This window comes from Sphaerisporangium sp. NPDC004334 (genome assembly GCF_053602655.1).
The window spans coordinates 1-19086 of sequence record NZ_JBSGDZ010000053.1 but is presented as its reverse complement, the minus strand read 5'-3'; the positions used below and the strand labels follow the sequence as shown (position 1 = coordinate 19086).

The following is a 19086-nucleotide window of genomic DNA, read 5'->3' as shown; positions in this document are numbered from 1 at the left end:
CATTGGTCCTGTTCACCGTGTTGGCCACCGCGATGCCCCCGCTGTTCGTCCTGGCAGGGGGGTGGGTGGCATCGGACATCATGGCCGGTGCGCCGGCCTCGGTCAGCCTGACGGTTCTCGTCTGCGCGTATCTCGGTGGGCAGATCTTGACCCCGGTCAGGCAGACGCTCGCGGTCGTCCTGGCCCGCCGGGTGGAGCACGCGGTCCGAAGCGAGATGCTCGCCCTGGTCGACCGGCCGGCCGGTATCGCCCATCTGCATGACGAGCGATTCGTCGGTTCCTTGCGAGCCGCGCAGGCCGCCTCGTCGGGCTACTTCACCGTCGGTGCGGCGGTGCGCGGCCTCGCCGAGGTGTGCCCAGGGCGGCTCAGCGCTCTGGTGACCGCCGTGATCCTGGCCCACTACCTCTGGTGGGCGCCGATCGTCCTGGCCGGAAGCTGGCTTCTCTACCGCTCGGCCGTTCGATCGGAGGTCCGGACCGCGGTGGCCGGCCGGGAGTCCGGACGACATTCGGAGTCGGTGAGCCGGGCGGACTACCTGCGAGGTCTGCTCCTGGACAGTCGACGGTCGGCGGAGCTCATCTTGATGCCCGGTGCGAGGCCGTGGCTGGTCGGCCGGTTCGAGGACCGCTGGTCGGAGGTGAGCGCGGCCAAGGCCGGACGAAATCGTCGTGCGGCCGCACAGGTGTGGGCCGGAGCGGTGGTCGTCGGGGCCCATCTGCTGGTCGCCTGGGCCGCCCTCGACCAGGCTCGGCGGGGAGAGTTCGGCACCGCGGCGGTTCTGGTCGTCCTGCAGGCGATGGCCGGCATGGAGTCGCTGGGCTGGATCGGGCCGGAGTACATGGTGGAGTACGGCGCTCCGGCGGCCGCCGAGGTGAGACGGCTCCCCGCCGCGCTCGGCCGCACACGCGATGTTCGTTCCGGTCCTCGGCCGATCCCCTCCACTTTCCAGACGATCACTGTGCGCGAGGTCGGTTTCGGCTATCGAGACTCTCCGGTCCTGCAGGATGTCGATCTGGAGCTCAGAACAGGCCGTTCGCTGGCCGTGGTCGGTCTGAACGGTGCGGGAAAGAGCACGCTCGCCAAGCTGCTGACCGGTGCACTGGATCCGACGCGAGGCATGCTGCAGGTCGACGGCGTGCCGTTGACCGAGTTCGACCGCCGAGGCTGGCTGTCCCGATGCGTGGTCGCCGATCAGGACGTGATCCGCTATCCGCTCTCGCTCGCGGCCAACGTCGCGCCCGGTGCACCGTCGCCTGACCTCGAACTGGTCGAGAAGGCGCTCCGGGAGGCCGGCGCCGACCTCTTGCTGGACCGCCTTCCGGACGGGTTGGACACCCTGCTGCTCCCCGAAAACGCTCAAGGTGTCGACCTGTCCGGCGGGGAGTGGCAGCGGGTGGTCCTCGCCCGGATCCTTTACCACCTCGACTCACTCGGGGACCGATCCAGCCTGGTCATCCTGGACGAACCCACGGCGAGTCTGGACGTACGAGCCGAAGAGCGTTTCAACCAGAGGTTCAGCGAACTCGCGACCTCGACCACAGCCGTGCTGATCAGCCACCGGCTGTCGACCGTCCGCCACGCTGACGAGATCGTCCTGCTGGACCGGGGCCGCGTCATCGAGCAGGGAACCCACGACGAGCTCATGAGCGGCCCGACCCGGTACGCCCAGATGTTCCGCCGCCAGGCGGAGCGCTTCCGTGCCGCCAAGGAGGATGTCGATGACTAGCAGGTTCGCACCGGTGCTGCTGCTCTTCAGGGCGGCGTGGCGGACATCGCCGCGCAACGTGGTGACCGTACTTGTCTGCGATCCCCTGGGACGGGTGGCCGAGCCTCTCGTCGCGGTCGGCGTCGGCGTGGCCGTGGCGGGAGTCCTGTCCGGAAGCCGGCCGCAGCAGCTGCTCGGTGTGACGCTGTTCGTCACGGCTCTCCTGCTGATCCATGTGCTCGGCTCTCTCGGGATCAGAAGCAGGGTCCGGCTCGAAGCGGAGACCGCCCGGACGATCGACGGCTGGCTGATCCAGGCGATGCTGGGGCTGTGCACGGTCGACCTGCTTCAGGGCGGGGCACTCCGGGAACGCATCGACCGCATCAGGTCCAGGGAACGCGTGGACCTCACCGGGTCGGCGTTCGGTGGACTGGTCCTGGTCGTCGGGGCCGTCCTCCAATTCGGCCTCACGGTGCTGCTCCTCGCCAAGGTCAGCCTCTGGCTCGCACTCATCCCGGTCCTGTCCGTACCCGCCCTGCGCTGGAACGGCCGCGCGTTCAGCGCCGAGGACCATGCGGACGAAACGGCCGGCCCGCTCGTCGACCGGGCCGGCGTCCTGGCCGAGCACCTCGCCTCACCAGCGGGTGGACTGACCGCACGAGCCGGTGGGGCCGGTGCCGGGCTGGTCCGCCGCGCCGAAGAGCTGTGGGACCAAGCCGACCGCTGCCGGGATCGGGGAGACCGATCAGCGTTCGCGTGGACGCTGGCAGGCACGGCGATCATCTCCCTGTCGGTGGCCGCCGCTCTCGGCTGGACGGCCTGGGCCGCTGCCGGAGGGAAGCTCGGGCTCTCGGACCTGGCGATGGTGATCGCGCTCACCGGTCAACTGGGCATCGTGCTGGGCAACCTGATGCAGCAGACGACCAGGGCCCGTCGTCTCATGCGGGTCGCCCGTGACCTGGACGGTGTGCTGGGCGAACTTCAGCGACAGGTCGCGGCGCCGACAGCAGGCACAAGGCAGGTGGAGCCCCATGGGGGCGGGGAGCCTTTGCTCCTTTCCGGACTGAGCTACACCTACCCGGGGCGTGAGGTTTCCAGCGTCCGCGCGGTGAACCTGGAGATACCGTCCGGATCGGTGGTCGCCGTGGTCGGCGAGAACGGCTCGGGAAAGACCACGCTGGTCAAACTCATGGCCGGACTCCTCACTCCCGACTCCGGTGAGATCTGTAAGGGAGCGGCGGTCCTCACCGCCGAATCCCGGCGGCAATGGCAGCAGGGCGTGACCGCACTCATGCAGGACTTCGGACGATATGAGCTGACCGTCCGAGAGGGTGTGGCGCTCGGTGACGTCGAGGCCGCGGCTGAGCGGCCGGAGCTGCTTCCGGCCGCTTGTACCAGGGCCGGCCTCGACCAGGATGTCGAAAAGCTACCGGACGGATTGGAGACCCAGACAGGGTCCCGCTGGTCGCACGGGGTCGATCTTTCGGGCGGCCAATGGCAGAAGATCGCGCTGGCGCGCAGCTATGTGCGGCAGGACTGGCGGCTGTTCGTCATGGACGAGCCCAGTTCGGCACTCGATGTCGAGGCGGAGGCTCGTCTGTTCGACCGTTTCCGTGAGCTCACAGCGCAGTGCCGGGCCGTCGGAGGGATAGCACTGTTCGTCAGCCACCGGCTCGCCGCCACGGCGCAGGCCGACCTGATCGTGGTGCTGGACGACGGTGTCATCGCACAGGTGGGCACTCCAGGGGAACTGCGGAATTCCCCTGGGCTGTACCAGGAGTTGTCAGCGATCCAGGAGAGCAACTATGACGTCAGCGACACACTCGACTCCGCCGCGAGGTGATCTGGCCGCCGCCGGTGCGTCGATCCCACGCAGAGTGTTGTTCGGGCAGGAGACCAGAACAAGCCTGGCACTCTCACCGGATGGACGGTCGCTGGCGTGGCTGGAACGCCGGAACACCCACTGGCAGGTCCGGACGGCGACCCTCGAGAACCTGACGGCGGGCGGCGAGGGCACCTGGCTCACCGCCCTGCCAGGAGGCGTCGAAGATGTGAAGTGGGCGTCGGATGACACGCACCTGCTGGTGACACGTGACCCTCACGGGGATGAGAGGACGGTGCTGTCGGCCGTCGCCATCCGTGGGACCGCGATACACGATCTGACGCCGCCGGGAGTCTCCGCGCGGCTCCTGGCCGTCTCCGGACAGCGACCGGAGCTTCTGCTCGCCAGCGTGGGTGGTCATCTCGAGCGCCGCGAGATCAGCACCGGGGCGAGGCTGTCCGTGCGGCCGAACCCGGGCTTCTTTCGATGGATCATCGACCACGCGTCCCTGGAAGCGGAGGGCGGTCTCCTCATGCGCGGAGACGGCGGCATCGATGTGTGCGCCCGCGCAGGGGACACCTGGCCGGTGGTCTTCTCCGTCGGTCACGAGGATGCCGCCACGACGAGCCTCGCCCGTTCGTCGCAGGGGGGTCGCTACTTCTATCTGTTGACGTCAGCGGGCGCGGAGACGACCCGGCTGGTCAAACTGGACACGCGTACCGGAGAGATCGTCGAGATCCTCGCCGAGGCGCCGGATGCGGACGTCTGCTCGGTCTGGTTCGACCCGGTCACGGGACGGCCCAGGGCGGCGGCGCTCTCCCGCGCGCGCAAGCAGACCGTGGTCCTGGACGAAGATGCCGCTCTTGACGCGCACAGGCTCTGCCCGGATCCGGAGGCCGAACTCACCTTCCTCGGGAGCAGCGATGACGACCGGCTCTGGCTGGGCGCCGTCAGCAGGGCCGACCGGTCCCCCGAGTACCGGATCCTCGACCGGGTGACCGGAAGCATCCTCCATCGCATCCCCCAGCGCCCGGAGCTCTCCGCGTTCGATCTGGCGACGCCGGAGCCGATCGAGTTCTTCTCCCGTGACGGTCTGTCCATACATGGCTACGTGACCTTCCCGCCGGCCGTCGCACGGAAGGGACTTCCCACGGTACTTCTCGTGCATGGCGGTCCGTGGGAGAGGGACACCTGGCGATACGACGGCCTGGTCCAACTGCTGGCCGACCGCGGATACCTCTGTCTGCAGGTCGACTTCCGCGGATCCACCGGTTACGGAAAGGCGTTCCTCAACGCGGGTGACCGGGAGTGGGCCGGGCTCATGCACCAGGACCTGGTCGACGCCGTCGGTCACGTCACCGCACAGGGCTGGGCGGACCCGGAGAACATCGCGATCATGGGCGCTTCGTACGGTGGCTATGCCGCCCTGGTCGGCGCGGCGTTCACGCCTGACCTGTTCCGATGCGCTGTCGACCTGTGCGGGCCCGCGAACCTCGCCACGGTGATCTCGTCGATCCCCGCGCACTGGACGGCCGCACGGACGTTGATGACGAAGAGAGTCGGGGATCCGGAGACCGAACCCGAGTTCTGCTGGGAACGCTCGCCGCTCTCCAGGATCGACGACATCCGGATTCCGCTGCTCATCGTCCATGGCGGGAAGGACATCCGCGTCCGGCGCGAGGAGAGCGAGGCGATAGTGAACGCTCTCAGAGAGCGGGGCGTTCCGCATCGGTACTTGCTCTATCCCGAGGAGGGGCACTTCTTCAGATCCCGGGCCAACTGGATGCACCTGCTCACCTCTGTAGAGGAATTCCTCGCCGAACACCTTGGCGGGGCCGCCGAGGAACCAGGGCCCGAGAGCGACGGCGCCCTGGTCTCCTAGCCGGCCACGGCCTTCGCCGCCCCGACGACCTGCCCCTGGCCGTCTCTCGCACGCCGGCGTTCAGGCTCGGACGGCGCGTTGTCCGGGACACGAATCGTGTGGGACGCCATGTGGATAGCCGCCGGCCGTGTCCACCTCCTACGCTCCATGCCTAATCGCGCCGACGCGATCGAGCGAAGAGGGCCCGACCGCCTTCCGGGTGGCCTCTGTATGCCGAAAGCGTCTCAGCGCCGACTCTTCAGTTTCCAACCGCAAGGAGCAGCATGCGCCCCACCATCGGCCTGGTAGCGATCGATGCCCTTGGTGCCTTCATCGCGTCGCCAGATCCCGCCGCCTGAGACGGAGTCTGTCGCATGGGGGTGCGGTTTCAGGTGCTGGGTCCATTGCGAGCGTGGAGGGAGGAGTGCGAACTCGCCCTGGGGCCACCCAAGCAGCGGGTGGTCCTGGGGGCGCTGTTACTGAATCCGTGCGGCCGGGTCAGCACGAGTGAGATCTCCTCTCTTCTTTGGGGAGAATCCCCGCCACCGACGGCGGTCAACACGATTCAGACCTATGTCAAGAGACTCCGTGGCCTCCTGCAGCCGGAGCGTCAATCGGGAACCACTGCCAACAGCATGCTCAGGAGGGTGCACGGCGGCTATTCCCTGATACTGGACGAGGACAGCCTCGACCTGCTTCGGTTCCGTTTCCTGTTGTCCACGGCGAAGCACGAGGGATCGGGGGCGGTGCCCCCCGAGGCGCTCACCATGTTCCATGGGCTTCCGTTGGAGGACCTGAGCGACTATCCGAGGACGGATGCGAGTCTTGCGGCCGTCGAGCAGGAACTGATCACGGCAATGGTCGTCGCGGCCCGAGCACCCGACCGCTATGATCACGCCGAGTTGATCACGGGCCTCGAAGGCCTGGCTCGCCACTACCCATTGAGTGAACCGCTCCACGCCGCTCTGATGCGCGTCTACAACCATGCGGGAAGGCAAGCCGAAGCGCTGGTGGTGTTCGAGCAGATCCGGCGCAGGCTCAGCGACGAACTCGGCGCCGATCCTGGTGAAGAGCTTCGTTGCGCGAACATGGAAGCTCTCACCCAGCGTCCGATCGTGGCATCCCCTGGACCGCGTTGGCGAGGGCGACGAGCCGCGGCCGGCCCCCTGATCGGGCGTGCGGACGAACTGCGGCAGGTCACCGAACTCGTAAGAGAGCGTCGGCTGGTGACGCTCACCGGCCCGGGTGGGGTGGGGAAAACGAGCTTGGCGCTCGAGGTGGCCGCCAGGGCTCAGGACGCCCATCGCGACGGTGTCGCGGTCATCGAACTCGGCGCTCTGTCGTCGAGGCACGCCTTGGGGGAGGACGGCACCGCGCGACTCGATGCGGTGACGGACACCATTCGGCGGAGGCTCGGGCCTCTGGGTGATCCTGATGGTTCCGCAGCGGATCTCATCACCGCGCTGCAAGGCAGGCAACTGCTGATCGTGCTCGACAATGCGGAGCATGTGGCGAGCGTCATCGCCTCCTGGACCGACGAGGTGCGCCGATCATGCGACGGAGTTCGTTTCGTCATCACGTCGCGTCGATCTCTCGGGCTCCCCGGCGAAACGGTGTGGGAGGTTTCTCCGCTTTCACTGCCCCCTGCGGAAGCAGACGATACGGATATGTGTGGACACGGGGCGGTCGACCTTTTTCTCACCCGTGCAGGTGAGCAGTTCCCGCTGCTCGACCTCTCGGACGATCTCGGCGATGTGGCCGAGGTGTGCCGGAAGCTCGACGGACTGCCCCTCGCCATCGAATTGGCGGTGGCCAGGTTGCGGTCAATACCGATCGCGGCATTGCGTACACGTCTCGAACACCCCGGAGCGTTGGGCGAACGCTTCGCCCCTGGCCTGCCACATCAACTGGCCCTGGGTGCGACCATTCGCTGGAGTCTCGATCTCCTCAGCCGAACGGACAGGCTGGTCCTTGCGCAGTTGTCCGCGTTCTCAGGAAGCTTCACCCTCGAGGCGGCCGAACAGCTCAGTGCCCACGGCCCTGTCATGAGCGGGCAGGTGGTTCTGGCTCTGGCCAACTTGGTCGACGGCTCGCTGGTCCAACCCGTCCGCGGTCACGACTATCGGTATCGGATCCTGACCCCGATCCGTGACTTCTGCCGCACGGAACTGGGCGCCACCGAATACAGGGTGACAAGAGATCGGCATCTCGCCTACTTCTCGGACCTCGCGAAGTCGGCAGAGGAACACGCTGACGCCTCGGTCCTTCACCCCGAGCTCGCCGAGATCGTCGCCGCACTTGAGTGGGGATTTCGTGAGGGGACGTCCGGGGCCGAAGTCGTTCGCGCGGTCGAGTTGCTCACGGCCGCTCGTCCGTTGTGGGATCGCGGATCCGGCCATACACGGCTGCTGCACCACTGGACGAAGTGCGCGCTGTCCCACGAGGGCAGCCTGCATCTCCATCTACGCGCGAAGTTGTATCACTGGGCAGGAAGGCTGGCCTATGTCGCAGGCCGGTTCCCTTTGGCCCGAGCCCATCTCGCCAAGGCTCTGAGCCTTACAGATCTCAGCGACAGAGAAGGTGAACGGCGAAGAGCGGACATCATGATCGACCTGGCGGCCATCGCCGACGCGCTTCTCGACAGCGACGCGATGCAGCGAGCGCACGCCGCTGTTGTCGCCGCGGAGGACGCCGGTGACCCGTCTCGAATCGTGGCCGCCCGCGTGGTCGAGGCGTCCACTGCCGCATGGCGTGATCGGGCTGCCGAAGCCGACACGGCACTCAGGAAGGCCTACGAAGCCGCTGGGGCCGACACCGAGTTGCGTACGGCCTGCCTCGGTCGGCAACCCCTGATCGACCTTCGCGCGGGCCGGCTCGACGAAGCGGTGAAGTCCGCGGATCGGGTTCTCGCGCTCCGTACGGAGCTCGGCCCCGACGCCGGGATCCACACCCTGTTGTTCAAGGCTTGGGCGCTTATGCTGCGAGGTGCGGCAACGCGGGCGATCGCGCCCCTAGATGAAGCAAGAACGCTCTGCGACGAAGCGCGGCGGTCCTATCTGGCGCCTCAGCTCAACGAGCTGGAAGCGCATGTCCATCGAGCACTCGGTCGCGTGGATGACGCCCGGCTCGCCGCCGCTCAGACCATTCGTGCCGCGATGACGCGCAAAGACTTGGCGACGGCGCTTCGAGCCCTTCATATTGTCGCGGCGATCGCCGTTCAGGAGCACGACCCCGGGGCCCGTGACATTGTCGTGAGCGTCGCGTCGTGTCGAGTTCGCGCCGGATATCCGCCCTGGCCCTTCACCTCCCACGAGTGTTCGCTATGGGAGGAGCCATACGACACGGCTTCGCCGGAAGCCCGATGCCACACCGATGATCTGGAACAGATGATCAGCGAGGCCGCTGAGAGGGCACTGGCGTACCTGGACGACGGTAAGGGCGTGTCGTGAGTGGTGAGCCGTGCCACGCGGCCGTTCGAACGTCGTGGGACGGTGACGAGGATTCGCCCGGGCATACTGCCGGCCAACACAGTCCGACCGTCCCGAAATTCTCCTGAAAGGAAGACATGGCTCCGGTTGTTCCACTCGCCGTCCAGATCACATCACGGTTACTCTCCGCGATGGACCGCGCCCTTCCCGCGGAACACGCGGGGGCCGATCCTCAGGTGCGCCGCTCCGACCGGGCGGACCTGCAGGCCAACGGGCTGCTCGCGGTCGCCAAGAAGCTGCGCTCCCACCCGCGTGAAGTCGCGGAGAAGGTCGTCGCGTCCCTTGAGGGAGCCGATCTCATCGCCTCGTGCGAGGTGTCAGGACCGGGATTCCTGAACCTGAGCTTGACCGACTCCGCGCTGCTGGGACAGGTCGAAGCCCGGCTCGCCGACGATCGCCTGGGACTCCCCCGCTCGCTCGACGGCACGACCGTCATCGACTACTCCCAACCCAACATCGCCAAAGAGATGCACGTCGGCCATCTGAGGTCGACCATCATCGGTGACTCGATCGCGCGGATCCTGGGCTTTCTGGGCGAGGACGTGGTCCGGCAGAACCACCTGGGCGACTGGGGAACCCAGTTCGGGATGCTGATCCAGTACCTCACTGAATTCGGCGGGGAATGGCAGCGGGAGGAGAGTTCGGCCGCGAGCTCCCTGTCGCGGCTCAACCGGCTCTACAAGGACTCCCGGGTCAAGTTCGACTCCGACGAGGAGTTCGCCGAACGGGCTCGAACCCGGGTCGTCGCGCTCCAGGCCGGAGACGCCGAGACGCTTCGGTCCTGGCAGGAGATCGTCACCGAGTCCAAACTGTACTTCAACGAGGTGTACGACAAACTCGGCGTGCTGCTCACCGATGAGGACGCCGTCGGGGAGAGCTTCTACAACCCCTTCCTCGCCGAGGTCGCGAACGAGCTGGAGAAGTCGGGCGTCGCCGTGATCAGTGACGGTGCCCTCTGCGTTTTCTTCGACGACATCATGGGCCAGAATGGCGAGCCGCTGCCGCTCATCATCCGCAAGAGAGACGGCGGGTTCGGATACGCCGCCACCGACCTGGCCGCCATCCGCCACCGCGTCGGCACCCTCGCCGCGCATCGGATCCTCTATGTCGTCGATGCCCGCCAGGCGTTGCACTTCCGTATGGTCTTCGAAACCGCCAAGCGCATCGGCTGGCTGAACGGCGAGGTCGACGCGGTCCACCTCGCCTTCGGCACCGTTCTCGGCAAGGATGGCAAGCCCTTCAAAACGCGTTCGGGGGAAACCGTCCGGCTCATCTCACTGCTGGACGAGGCCGTTGACCGGGCGCGGCTCGTGGTGCGGGAGAAGAGCCGCGACCTCGCGGCCGGCGGCCAGGAGACCATCGCCGCGGTCGTCGGCGTCGGCGCGGTCAAGTACGCCGACCTGGCCACCAGCAGGGCGAAGGACTATGTCTTCGACGTGGACCGCATGGTCTCGCTGAACGGGAACACCGGTGTCTACCTGCAGTACGCGCATGCCAGGACCCGTTCGATCCTCCGGAAGGCGGGACCCGACCTCATGGCACGGGCACGCGTGCATCAGGGAGTCGTTCTCGAACCCGCGGAGCGCGCGCTGACGCTCAAGCTCGATGATCTCGATCTGACTCTGAAAGAGGTCGCTCACGCCTACGAGCCGCACCGGCTCTGCGCCTACCTCTTCGAACTCTCCCAGACCTTCACATCCTTCTTCGATGCCTGCCCCGTACTGAAGGCGCCCAGTCCCGAGATCAGGGACAACCGCCTCATGCTCTGCCGGCTCACCGGCGACACGCTCAGACTCGGCCTCGATCTCCTCGGACTCGCCGCACCCGACCGGCTCTAGGAGTGTCCTGAGTTGAGATCACCGGGATTGCCTGCGCTCCAGGCGGCACCCTGGTAGGTCTTCGCCATGGCGCGTGGATACCTCACCGACGAGGATTGGTCCTTGATCGAGCCTCACTCGCCGCTGGGTGAGCGAGGCCCGATCCCGGATCCGCGACGGCAGTTCAACGCGGTGATGGGGCGGTCCCGGGCCGGCAGCCCGTGGCCGAGGACCGACTACCTGAAGGCGCGGTGGAGCCGGGTCATGGTGAGTTGGACGCGGCTCTTGTTGCCGACGACCACGTAGGTTTCGTAGGTGACCTTGTCTCCCTTTTCCATGACTCCGCTGGGGCTGGTGACCTGGATGGTGTTCTCGCCGAAGTGGCCGTTGTAGTCCGTGGGCGGGCGGGTCATCGTGTAGTAGTAGGCCTTGTCGCCGAGAACGTCGGGCTTGACATACATGCCGAGGCAGTAGTCGCCGTCGCCCGTACAACGGACCATCGGGTCCTTGCTCGTGTGAGAGTCCACGGGCTTGGGCGACAGGCGACCGGTGGCGGGGCTGTAGGAGAAGACCTTGGTGAAATCCGGCTGCAGGTAGGCGACGAGGACGCCGTCGAAGTGGTCGTGTCGTTCGTCGTCCGAGGTGATCGTGGCGGCGGCGCGGAAGACGTTCTCCAGCTCGGGCACGTCGTGATCGGGGGCGAGCTCGATCGAGGTCCGCAGCCAGTACGGCGACAGGCCCATGGTGAACGGGACGCGCTTGGCCTGGTGGTCGGCGCTGCGGCAGTCGCCCCAGCCCGGTTTCGTGTCCGCGAGGGCGACGAACATCGCGGGCCTCACCTCCGTGCGGATGGAGCTGCCGGACCTGGCCATGGTGTAAAGCGCGCTGGTGCTGGGACCGTGGTAGGGCGGCGGCTGGCCCACGTCGTCCAGGCGAGCGCCGGCCTGCGTGGGGTTGTAGCACTCGGTCGACGCCTCACCCTTCTGCCAGGCGTGGAAGGCGTACTGGAAAGCGGCACCATGGCCGCCGCTGGAGATGAACTCCTTGTCGTTCACCTTGACCGACGCGATGGCGCCGGCCAGCGCCGTCGACGTCGTGACCGCCAGCCTGTTGCGCTTGTCGACCAGAACAGACGCCGTGACGTCCTGGAACGTCCGGTCGTAGTTCTTCTTCGTGGCGCATTCGGACTTGTACGTGAGCACGAAGTCGTCGTAAGCCGGGCTGCTGCGTGGCGGCGCCTCGCACGAGCTTGGCGCGGCGGTCGCCGCCACGGGAGCGACCGCCGCTGTCATGACCGTGACCGCGGCCAGTACGGCCCCCTGTCGGATGAGTCTCATGCGCGAATTCAACCGGCCTCCGGCGATACAGCATGATCTTTTCAAGAAAAGGGAAAATGTTAGGGGTGGCCGGTTCGGGGAGGTCTACTGTCCTCAGTCCGTAATTCGTCTGGTGTTCTTGGTCATGGGCGTCCGGGGCCGAAGGCGGAGCCGCCACATCTGATCGATGGCGAGCGGTCTTGGCTTGAGCGATGGGTGCGGCGACGCCAAGGGGCTGCCACGCTTACCGGTGTCCTTGCCGGGTGCTGGACGGCGGCCGGCCGTAGGTCTGCCTGTACAGGGCCGCGAAACGGCCGAGATGGGTGAATCCCCACCGGAGGGCCACATCCGTGACGGTTGTCTGGCTGCCCGTCTCGGCGATACGGACCAGATCGGCGTGGGCGTGAGCCAGCCGTACGGAACGGAGATAGGCCATCGGGGTGGTCCGCAGATGCTCGCGGAAGCCGAGCTGGAGAGTGCGGACGCCGACCCTGGCCGCGGCGGCGATGTCGCCAAGAGAGATCGGTTCGCCGGCGTGATCTTCGCAATAGCGGGTCGCACGCCGAAGAGCGGCAGGGGTCCACGAGGCGGGGGGCTCGCCGAATTCGTGGGAGTAATTGTGGGACTGTGAGGAGAGCAAGGTGTGCAGCAGGAACTGCTCGAAGTGATGCTCGGCCAGCTTCGAGGCCGCGAAGGGCAGCGTACCGTCCGTACCGGTCGACGAGAGCATTCTCAGCGCGTGACCGAGCGCGCTGGTGGCATTCACCCCCGGTTCGAACCGCAGTCGCTCCTTGGGAGGATCACCCAGGTGAGCCTCAAGCGCCTCCTGCATGAGTGCCGACGGAATCTGCATCAGCATTACTTCGTGATCGAGGCTCCACCGCATGTCGATCTTCTGCTGGGGACCTATGAGGGAGATCGGTGCGGTGACGTCCCCCCCGTTGAGCGTCACCTCGCCGGCCCCTCGCAACGGCATGATCGCATAGAAGTTGAACGACTCCGACGTCCCGGTACGAATCTCCGCCCCATATGACGCGGTGTACAGACCGATCTTTCCTCTGTGGAGAAGCTGATATCGAGCGCCGTGCGGGTGCGACTTGACAATATGAAGGTAGTAATACGGGTAATGCTGCTCCAGCAGTTCTCGCAGCTGATCGACATCTGCGGTGACCGCCGGGTGGTTCATCGATGGGCCCGAGGCACACCCCGACCCCTGCGAATTCACATCTATCATCGTGCTGATTTCCCCTACACACTCCGCCGATCGCCACGTCGACGCGAGCGGTCGCGCCTGGCACTCGGCATGGAGGCCGATTCGATCCGGTCGTCGATACAAGTCAGGGGGTCTGCGCTTCGCGATATGATGACGTGGATTCCGGAATGCGCGTATCCATGTCATCTCCACGGCGGAAGGACCATGGAATCTTCCCCTGCGGTCAGCAGGTTAGCGATGGATCGCGATATTGTAAATATGAATCCGGACATTTCTAAGTACTTCTAAATGAATCACGCCTTGGCGGATTGTAGATAAACTTGCCCCTCGACTCGCGGAACTCCCGGCGCCTGCGGATGTGCCCTGCCGAGAGCCAATGCCGTGCTGGACACCTGCGAACACCTCATCGCGGCCACCGCCGAGCCGGCCGATGTGCCGCCGGCCTCCCGCCAGGGGTCGCGGGTGCCGGTTACCGGCCGGGAAGCGCTCGGCATCACCGGCGAGGCGATTCCGCCCATGGCGCCGCTGCGGCCGCCGCCCCGGGCGTGGCGGCGAGGCTGGCGCGGCTGGAGCGGCGTCATCTGCTGCCCGAGGTCCGGCGGGTGCGGTCCCTACGCCGCGAGCGACGCCGCCGCCATCTGAGCGGTGAAACGCCACAATTACTGGCATTGTGAGTAGGCGACCGGCCCCGGCGTTAGGGGCGGCTAGGGGTACATCTGGGGGGGGAGCCCCGACTTAGCCTGATCTCTGCCGCCTGAGGGAGATCGTCGATTATGCGGAATAACCGGCCGATATACAACGGGACATTCATCCACGACTTTCTCGACCAAAGCGCCGCGGAGTTTCCCGATTCGCCAGCAGTGAGGGACTCCACCGGGATTTGGACCTATCACGAACTTGATACGATCAGCCACGCGGTGGATCGCTGGCTGGCCGGGCACAACGTCGGCCCGGGCACGCGAGTGGTGGTTCAGGCCCCCACCGACCGCCGGTTGGCGGCGCTGTTCTTCGGCGTCTCCCGTCACGGCGCCGTCTTCGTGCCGCTCAATCCGGCGATGAAAAGCTTTCACCTGCGTTCTGTGCTCGAGAACGCCGACCCCGCGCTGGTGATCGTCGAATCCGCCGGCGGGAAACCCGGCGCCGTGCGCGCACTCACCGGCGCACCGGTCCACGACTTCGAAGCGGTCTGGGACGAGGTGACCGAGCTCGCGAGCCGACGGGCGCGCGTGGCCGTGCCCAGTGAGATCAACCCCTCGGACCTGGCCGCGCTGGTGTACACCTCGGGCAGTACGGCGGAGCCGAAAGCGGTGATCTGCCCCCACGCCCAGGTCTGCTTCGCCACCGTGGCGCTCGTCGAGGCGCTGGACTACCGCCCGGACGACGTGGTCTTCTGCCGTTTCCCGATGTCCTGGGACTACGGGCTGTACAAGCTGCTGATGACCTGCGCCGTGGGCGCCGAACTGGTCTTCGCCGACGCCGGCGCCGACCTGCGGCTGGTCGACCAGCTCCGCAAGACCCGGGCGACGGTCGTCCCGATCGTGCCCTCGCTGGCCAACATGATCATCGCCTCGGCGCAGCGGCAGGCTGAGCCCACCACCGGGGTGCGGTTGTTCACCAACACCGGCGCGGCGCTGCCCGCCGCCACCATCGACGCGCTGCGGACCCACTTCCCCGGCGCCCGGGTGGTGCGCCAGTTCGGCCAGACCGAGTGCAAGCGCATCTCCGTCATGCCTCCGGAGGAGGAGCGGGAGCGCCCGGACTCCGTCGGACGGCCACTGGCCGGCACCGCCGTGCACATCCTCGACGCCGACGGCGACCCGGTGCCCACCGGGACCACCGGGGAGATCGTGGTGACCGGCCCGCACGTGATGCCGGGGTACTGGCGCAACCCCGAGGTGACCGCGAAGACGTTCCGCCTCGACCCGGAAACCGGGGAGAAGCGCCTGCACACCGGTGACTACGGCCACCTCGACGAGGACGGATACCTCTACTTCGACGGCCGCCGGGACGACATGTTCAAACGCAAGGGCATCCGGATGAGCACCGTGGAGATCGAGGCGGCGGCGCTCGACATCGCCGGGGTCCGGGCGGCCGCCGCGCTGCCCCCGGACGGCGAGCACGATCTCGCGGTCTTCGTCGAGGCCGCCAACGGGGCGGAGCTGGAACCCCACGCCGTCCTCCGCGAACTGGCCGCCCGGCTGGAGCCCGCCAAGGTGCCCGCGATCTGCCGGGTGATCCCGGAGATCCCACGGTCCTCGCACGGCAAGTACGCCCGCGACCGGCTGCGCCATATGCACGCGCGGGAAGCACATCCGGCCGCGCCGGGTCCCCGGCAGGCGCTCCCCCACTCGGCGCCCGAGGACGCGACTCGGCAGGCGCTCCCCGACTCGGCGTCCAACGACGCGACGCGGCAGGCGGAGCCCCGCCGGAAGCCGCCGGGAATCCCCCGTGAGGAACTGGTCCGCCGGTTCGGGTCCCCGCTCTACGTGTACGACCTGGACCGGGTCACGGCGGCGCACCGCGACCTGGCCGACTTCCTGCCGGAAGGCACGGCGATCTACTACGCGCTCAAGGCCAACCCACACCCGGACGTCGCCGGCGCGCTGCGTACGGCCCCGGGCGGCGGCTGCCGTGCGGAGATCAGCTCCACCGGGGAGCTGACCGCCGCGCTGGCCGCCGGTTTCACCGGCGCGGACTGCCTGTACACCGGGCCCGGCAAGACCGCGGGGGAACTGGCCGAGGCGCTCGCCGCCGGGGTGCGGCTGTTCTCGGTGGAGTCACTCACCGACCTCCAGCACGTCGGCGCCGCGGCCACCGCGCACGGCACCGTCGCGAAATGCCTGCTGCGCGTGAACAGCGCCACCGCGGCCGCCGCCACCAGCATCCGGATGACCGGCACCCCCTCCCAGTTCGGCAACGACATGGAGGAACTGCCCGCGCAGGTGGCCGCGATGCGCGCGGTCGCGGGCACCCGGATCGTCGGCGCCCACTTCTTCCCGCTCAGCAACGCCGCGGAGGAGGACAGCCTGATCGCCGAGTTCCAGCACACCGTGACGGTCGCCGCGGAGGTGCAGCGCATCCTGGGCGAACCACTCGAGCTGGTGGATCTCGGCGGCGGGTTCTCCGCGCCGTACGGCGTGCCCGGTACGCGATCCGCCTACCCGAACCTGCGCAAAGGCCTGGAAGAGGCGCTGGACAAGTACCTGCCGCAGTGGCGGGACGGCCGGCCGGGCATCGCCTGCGAGTCCGGCCGGTACCTGGTGTCCGACTGCGGCGAGCTGCACTGCAGCGTGGTCAACGTCAAGGAGAGCCGGGGCCGCACCTTCGTCATCCTGGACGCGGGGATCAACGCGTTCGGCGGCATGTCCGGGCTCGGCCGGCTGCTCCCGGTCCAGGTCAAGCCCGCGTCACCGAACGGCGGCACGACCCACGACGCCGTGCCCGGCCGCCGGGCCGCGCTGGCCGGGCCCCTGTGCACACCCGGCGACCTGCTCGCCCGCGAGGTCGAACTGCCCGACCCGGCCCCCGGCGATCTGGTGACCATCCCGCACGCGGGCGCCTACGGCCTCACCGCCAGCCTGTCGCTGTTCCTCGGCCGCCCCGCGCCCACCGAAGTGGTGATCCGCGGAGACGAGATCGTCTCCGTCTCCCGGCTGCAACGCCAACGCGTCTACGACCCGCCGCGAAACCCCGACCCCCGGAGCGCATGATGGCAACCCCAGGAGACCACGGCGGCCCTTCCGAGGCCGAGCTCGACGGCCTCGACGAGCTGCCCGCCGCGGAGCAGCGCCGGGTGCTCCTGGAACTGGTGCACCGGGAGACCAGGGAGGCGCTGCGCGGAGTGGAGGGCGGCGAGCCGGCCGAGGTGACCTCCAACCGGCCGTTCCGCGAACTCGGCCTCGACTCGCTGGCCGCGGTGGACCTGCACGACCGGCTGGTCACCGCCACCGGCGTGACGCTGCCGATGACCCTGGCCTTCGACTACCCCACGCCCGAGCTGGTCGCCGACTACGTCCGCGCCGCCGTACTCGGTCTGCCCGTGCCGGAGCCCGCGATGGGCCGCGCGGACGTCCTGGACGTCACGCCGGACGCCGACGCCGACCCGGTCGTCCTCGTCGGCATCGGGTGCCGGTTCCCCGGCGGCGTCGACTCCGCCGAGGGACTGTGGCGGATCTTCGCCGAGGAGCGCGAGGTGCTCGGCGACTTCCCCACCGACCGCGGCTGGGATCTGGAGAACCTGTTCGACCCGGACCCGGACGCCCCGGGGAAGAGCTACGTGCGTCACGGCGGCTTTCTGCCCGACGCTACCGGGTTCGACGCGGACTTCTTCGGCATCAACCCGCGCGAGGCGCTGGCCATGGACCCGCAGCAGCGGGTGGTGCTGGAGACCTGCTGGGCCGCGCTGGAGCACGCGGGAATCGACCCGACGTCGCTGCGCGACCGGCCCGTCGGCTCGTTCTTCGGCGCCGAGGTACACGAGTACGGCGTGCGCGTGCACCAGGCGCCGGAGGGCCTGGACGGCTACCTGATGACCGGCAACGCGCCCAGTGTGATCTCCGGCCGGCTCGCCTATCTGCTCGGCCTGTGCGGGCCGGCGATCACGGTGGACACCGCGTGCTCCGGCGCGATCGTCTCGCTGCACCTGGCCTGCGCCTCGCTACGCTCCGGCGAGTCCTCCCTGGCCTTGGTCGGCGGGGTGACGGTCATGGGCAGCCCGGGCATGTTCACCGCCTTCAGCCGGCAGCGGGGACTGGCCCCGGACGGCCGGGTGAAGGCGTTCGCCGACGCCGCGGACGGCACCGCGTTTTCCGAGGGTGTCGGGGTGCTGGTCTTGGAGCGGCTGTCCGAGGCGCGCCGCCACGGGCACCGGGTGCTGGCCGTGGTGCGCGGCACCGCGATCAACCAGGACGGCAGGTCCAACGGGCTGACCGCGCCGAGCGGTCCCGCGCAGCGCCGGCTCATCCAGGACGCACTGGCGGCCGCCCGGCTGGAGCCCGCGGATGTGGACGCGGTCGACGCGCACGGCACCGGCACCGCGCTGGGGGACCCGATCGAGGCGCACGCGCTGCTGGCCACCTACGGCCAGGACCGGCGGTCGCCGCTGTGGCTGGGCTCGGCCAAGTCGAACCTGGGTCACACCCAGGCGGCCGGCGGCATCGCCAGTGTGATCAAGATGGTCCTGGCGATGCGGCACGAGCTGTTGCCCAAGACGTTGCACGTGGAGGCGCCGTCGTCGAAGGTGGACTGGTCCGGTGGCGCGGTGGAGTTGCTGACCGAGGCCCGGCCGTGGCCGCGGGTCGAGGGCCGGCCGCGCCGGGCGGGGGTGTCGTCGTTCGGCATCTCCGGCACCAACGCGCACGTGATCCTGGAAGAGCCGCCTGCCGAGGAGCCGTCGGTGGTCGGAGGCGGAACGGTCGTGCCCGCCGGCGAGGAAGCGTGGGCCGGGGCGGAGCCGGCGGAGCGGGACGGCATCGCGGCCACCGCACTCGAGGGCGACCACGCCGCCGGGCCGATACCGGTGCCGGTGGTGGTGTCGGCCAAGAGCGAGGCGGCGTTGCGGACGCAGGCCGGTCGGCTGGCGGGATTCGTGGCCGGGCACGATGCGGCTGGTCCGGTGGAGGTGGCGGCCGGGCTGGCGCGCCGGGCCGCCCTGGATCACCGGGCGGTGCTGTCGGCGGCGGACCGGGAGGGTCTGCTGGCCGGGCTGCGGGCCCTGGCCGCCGAGGATTCGCAGGCTTCGGGTTTGGCGGCCGGGGGGTCGGTGTCCTCGGTGGTGGGTCGGGTGCGGCCGGGCCGGGTGGCGGTGGTGTTCTCTGGTCAGGGTGCTCAGCGAGTCGGGATGGGCCGGGAGTTGTATGCGGCT

Annotated in this window: 10 protein-coding genes; 8 read left to right on the top strand and 2 right to left on the bottom strand. The window is 68.3% G+C overall.

Annotated features, from left to right (window positions below; genetic code table 11):
• The first annotated feature begins 2 nt into the window (after positions 1-2).
• The 5 genes from ACWEN6_RS39275 (at position 3) to argS (ending at position 10715) form a co-directional block, all read left to right on the top strand.
• The gene (locus ACWEN6_RS39275) at positions 3-1727 is read left to right on the top strand and encodes an ABC transporter ATP-binding protein (protein ID WP_452577132.1); all 1725 of its coding nucleotides are present in this window, start codon (positions 3-5) and stop codon (positions 1725-1727) included.
• Positions 1720-3549 (top strand): ATP-binding cassette domain-containing protein, encoded by a 1830-nt coding sequence (locus ACWEN6_RS39270; protein ID WP_452577130.1) that lies wholly within the window; start codon positions 1720-1722, stop codon positions 3547-3549. The genes ACWEN6_RS39275 and ACWEN6_RS39270 overlap by 8 nt, the downstream gene beginning before the upstream one ends.
• On the top strand, positions 3512-5410 hold the full coding sequence (locus ACWEN6_RS39265) for a S9 family peptidase (protein ID WP_452577149.1): 1899 nt from the start codon (positions 3512-3514) through the stop codon (positions 5408-5410). Before ACWEN6_RS39270 ends, ACWEN6_RS39265 begins: the two co-directional genes overlap by 38 nt.
• 626 nt (positions 5411-6036) lie before the next feature.
• On the top strand, positions 6037-8838 hold the full coding sequence (locus ACWEN6_RS39260) for an ATP-binding protein (protein ID WP_452577128.1): 2802 nt from the start codon (positions 6037-6039) through the stop codon (positions 8836-8838).
• A gap of 170 nt (positions 8839-9008) precedes the next feature.
• Entirely contained in the window at positions 9009-10715 is a 1707-nt protein-coding gene (argS, locus tag ACWEN6_RS39255) for an arginine--tRNA ligase (RefSeq protein ID WP_452577127.1), read from the top strand.
• Positions 10716-10930: 215 nt separating this feature from the next.
• Here argS and ACWEN6_RS39250 read toward each other — a convergent pair whose 3' ends face one another.
• Positions 10931-12031, bottom strand: coding sequence for a hypothetical protein (locus ACWEN6_RS39250; RefSeq protein WP_452577125.1), 1101 nt, complete (start codon positions 12029-12031; stop codon positions 10931-10933).
• A 223-nt stretch (positions 12032-12254) separates the two neighbouring features.
• Positions 12255-13196 carry an AraC family transcriptional regulator gene (locus tag ACWEN6_RS39245; RefSeq protein ID WP_452577123.1) on the bottom strand — a complete coding sequence of 314 codons (942 nt, stop codon included), beginning with the start codon at positions 13194-13196 and terminating at the stop codon, positions 12255-12257.
• Between the two features lie 408 nt (positions 13197-13604).
• Between ACWEN6_RS39245 and ACWEN6_RS39240 the strand changes: the two genes are divergently transcribed.
• From ACWEN6_RS39240 to ACWEN6_RS39230, 3 genes are all read left to right on the top strand, one after another.
• Positions 13605-13865 carry a hypothetical protein gene (locus tag ACWEN6_RS39240; protein WP_452577121.1) on the top strand — a complete coding sequence of 87 codons (261 nt, stop codon included), beginning with the start codon at positions 13605-13607 and terminating at the stop codon, positions 13863-13865.
• A 131-nt stretch (positions 13866-13996) separates the two neighbouring features.
• Complete coding sequence (locus tag ACWEN6_RS39235; RefSeq protein ID WP_452577119.1) at positions 13997-16933, top strand: AMP-binding protein; 2937 nt, start codon at positions 13997-13999, stop codon at positions 16931-16933.
• A partial coding sequence (locus ACWEN6_RS39230; RefSeq protein ID WP_452577117.1) for a type I polyketide synthase occupies positions 16933-19086 on the top strand: 2154 nt, incomplete at its 3' end. The genes ACWEN6_RS39235 and ACWEN6_RS39230, both read left to right, overlap by 1 nt.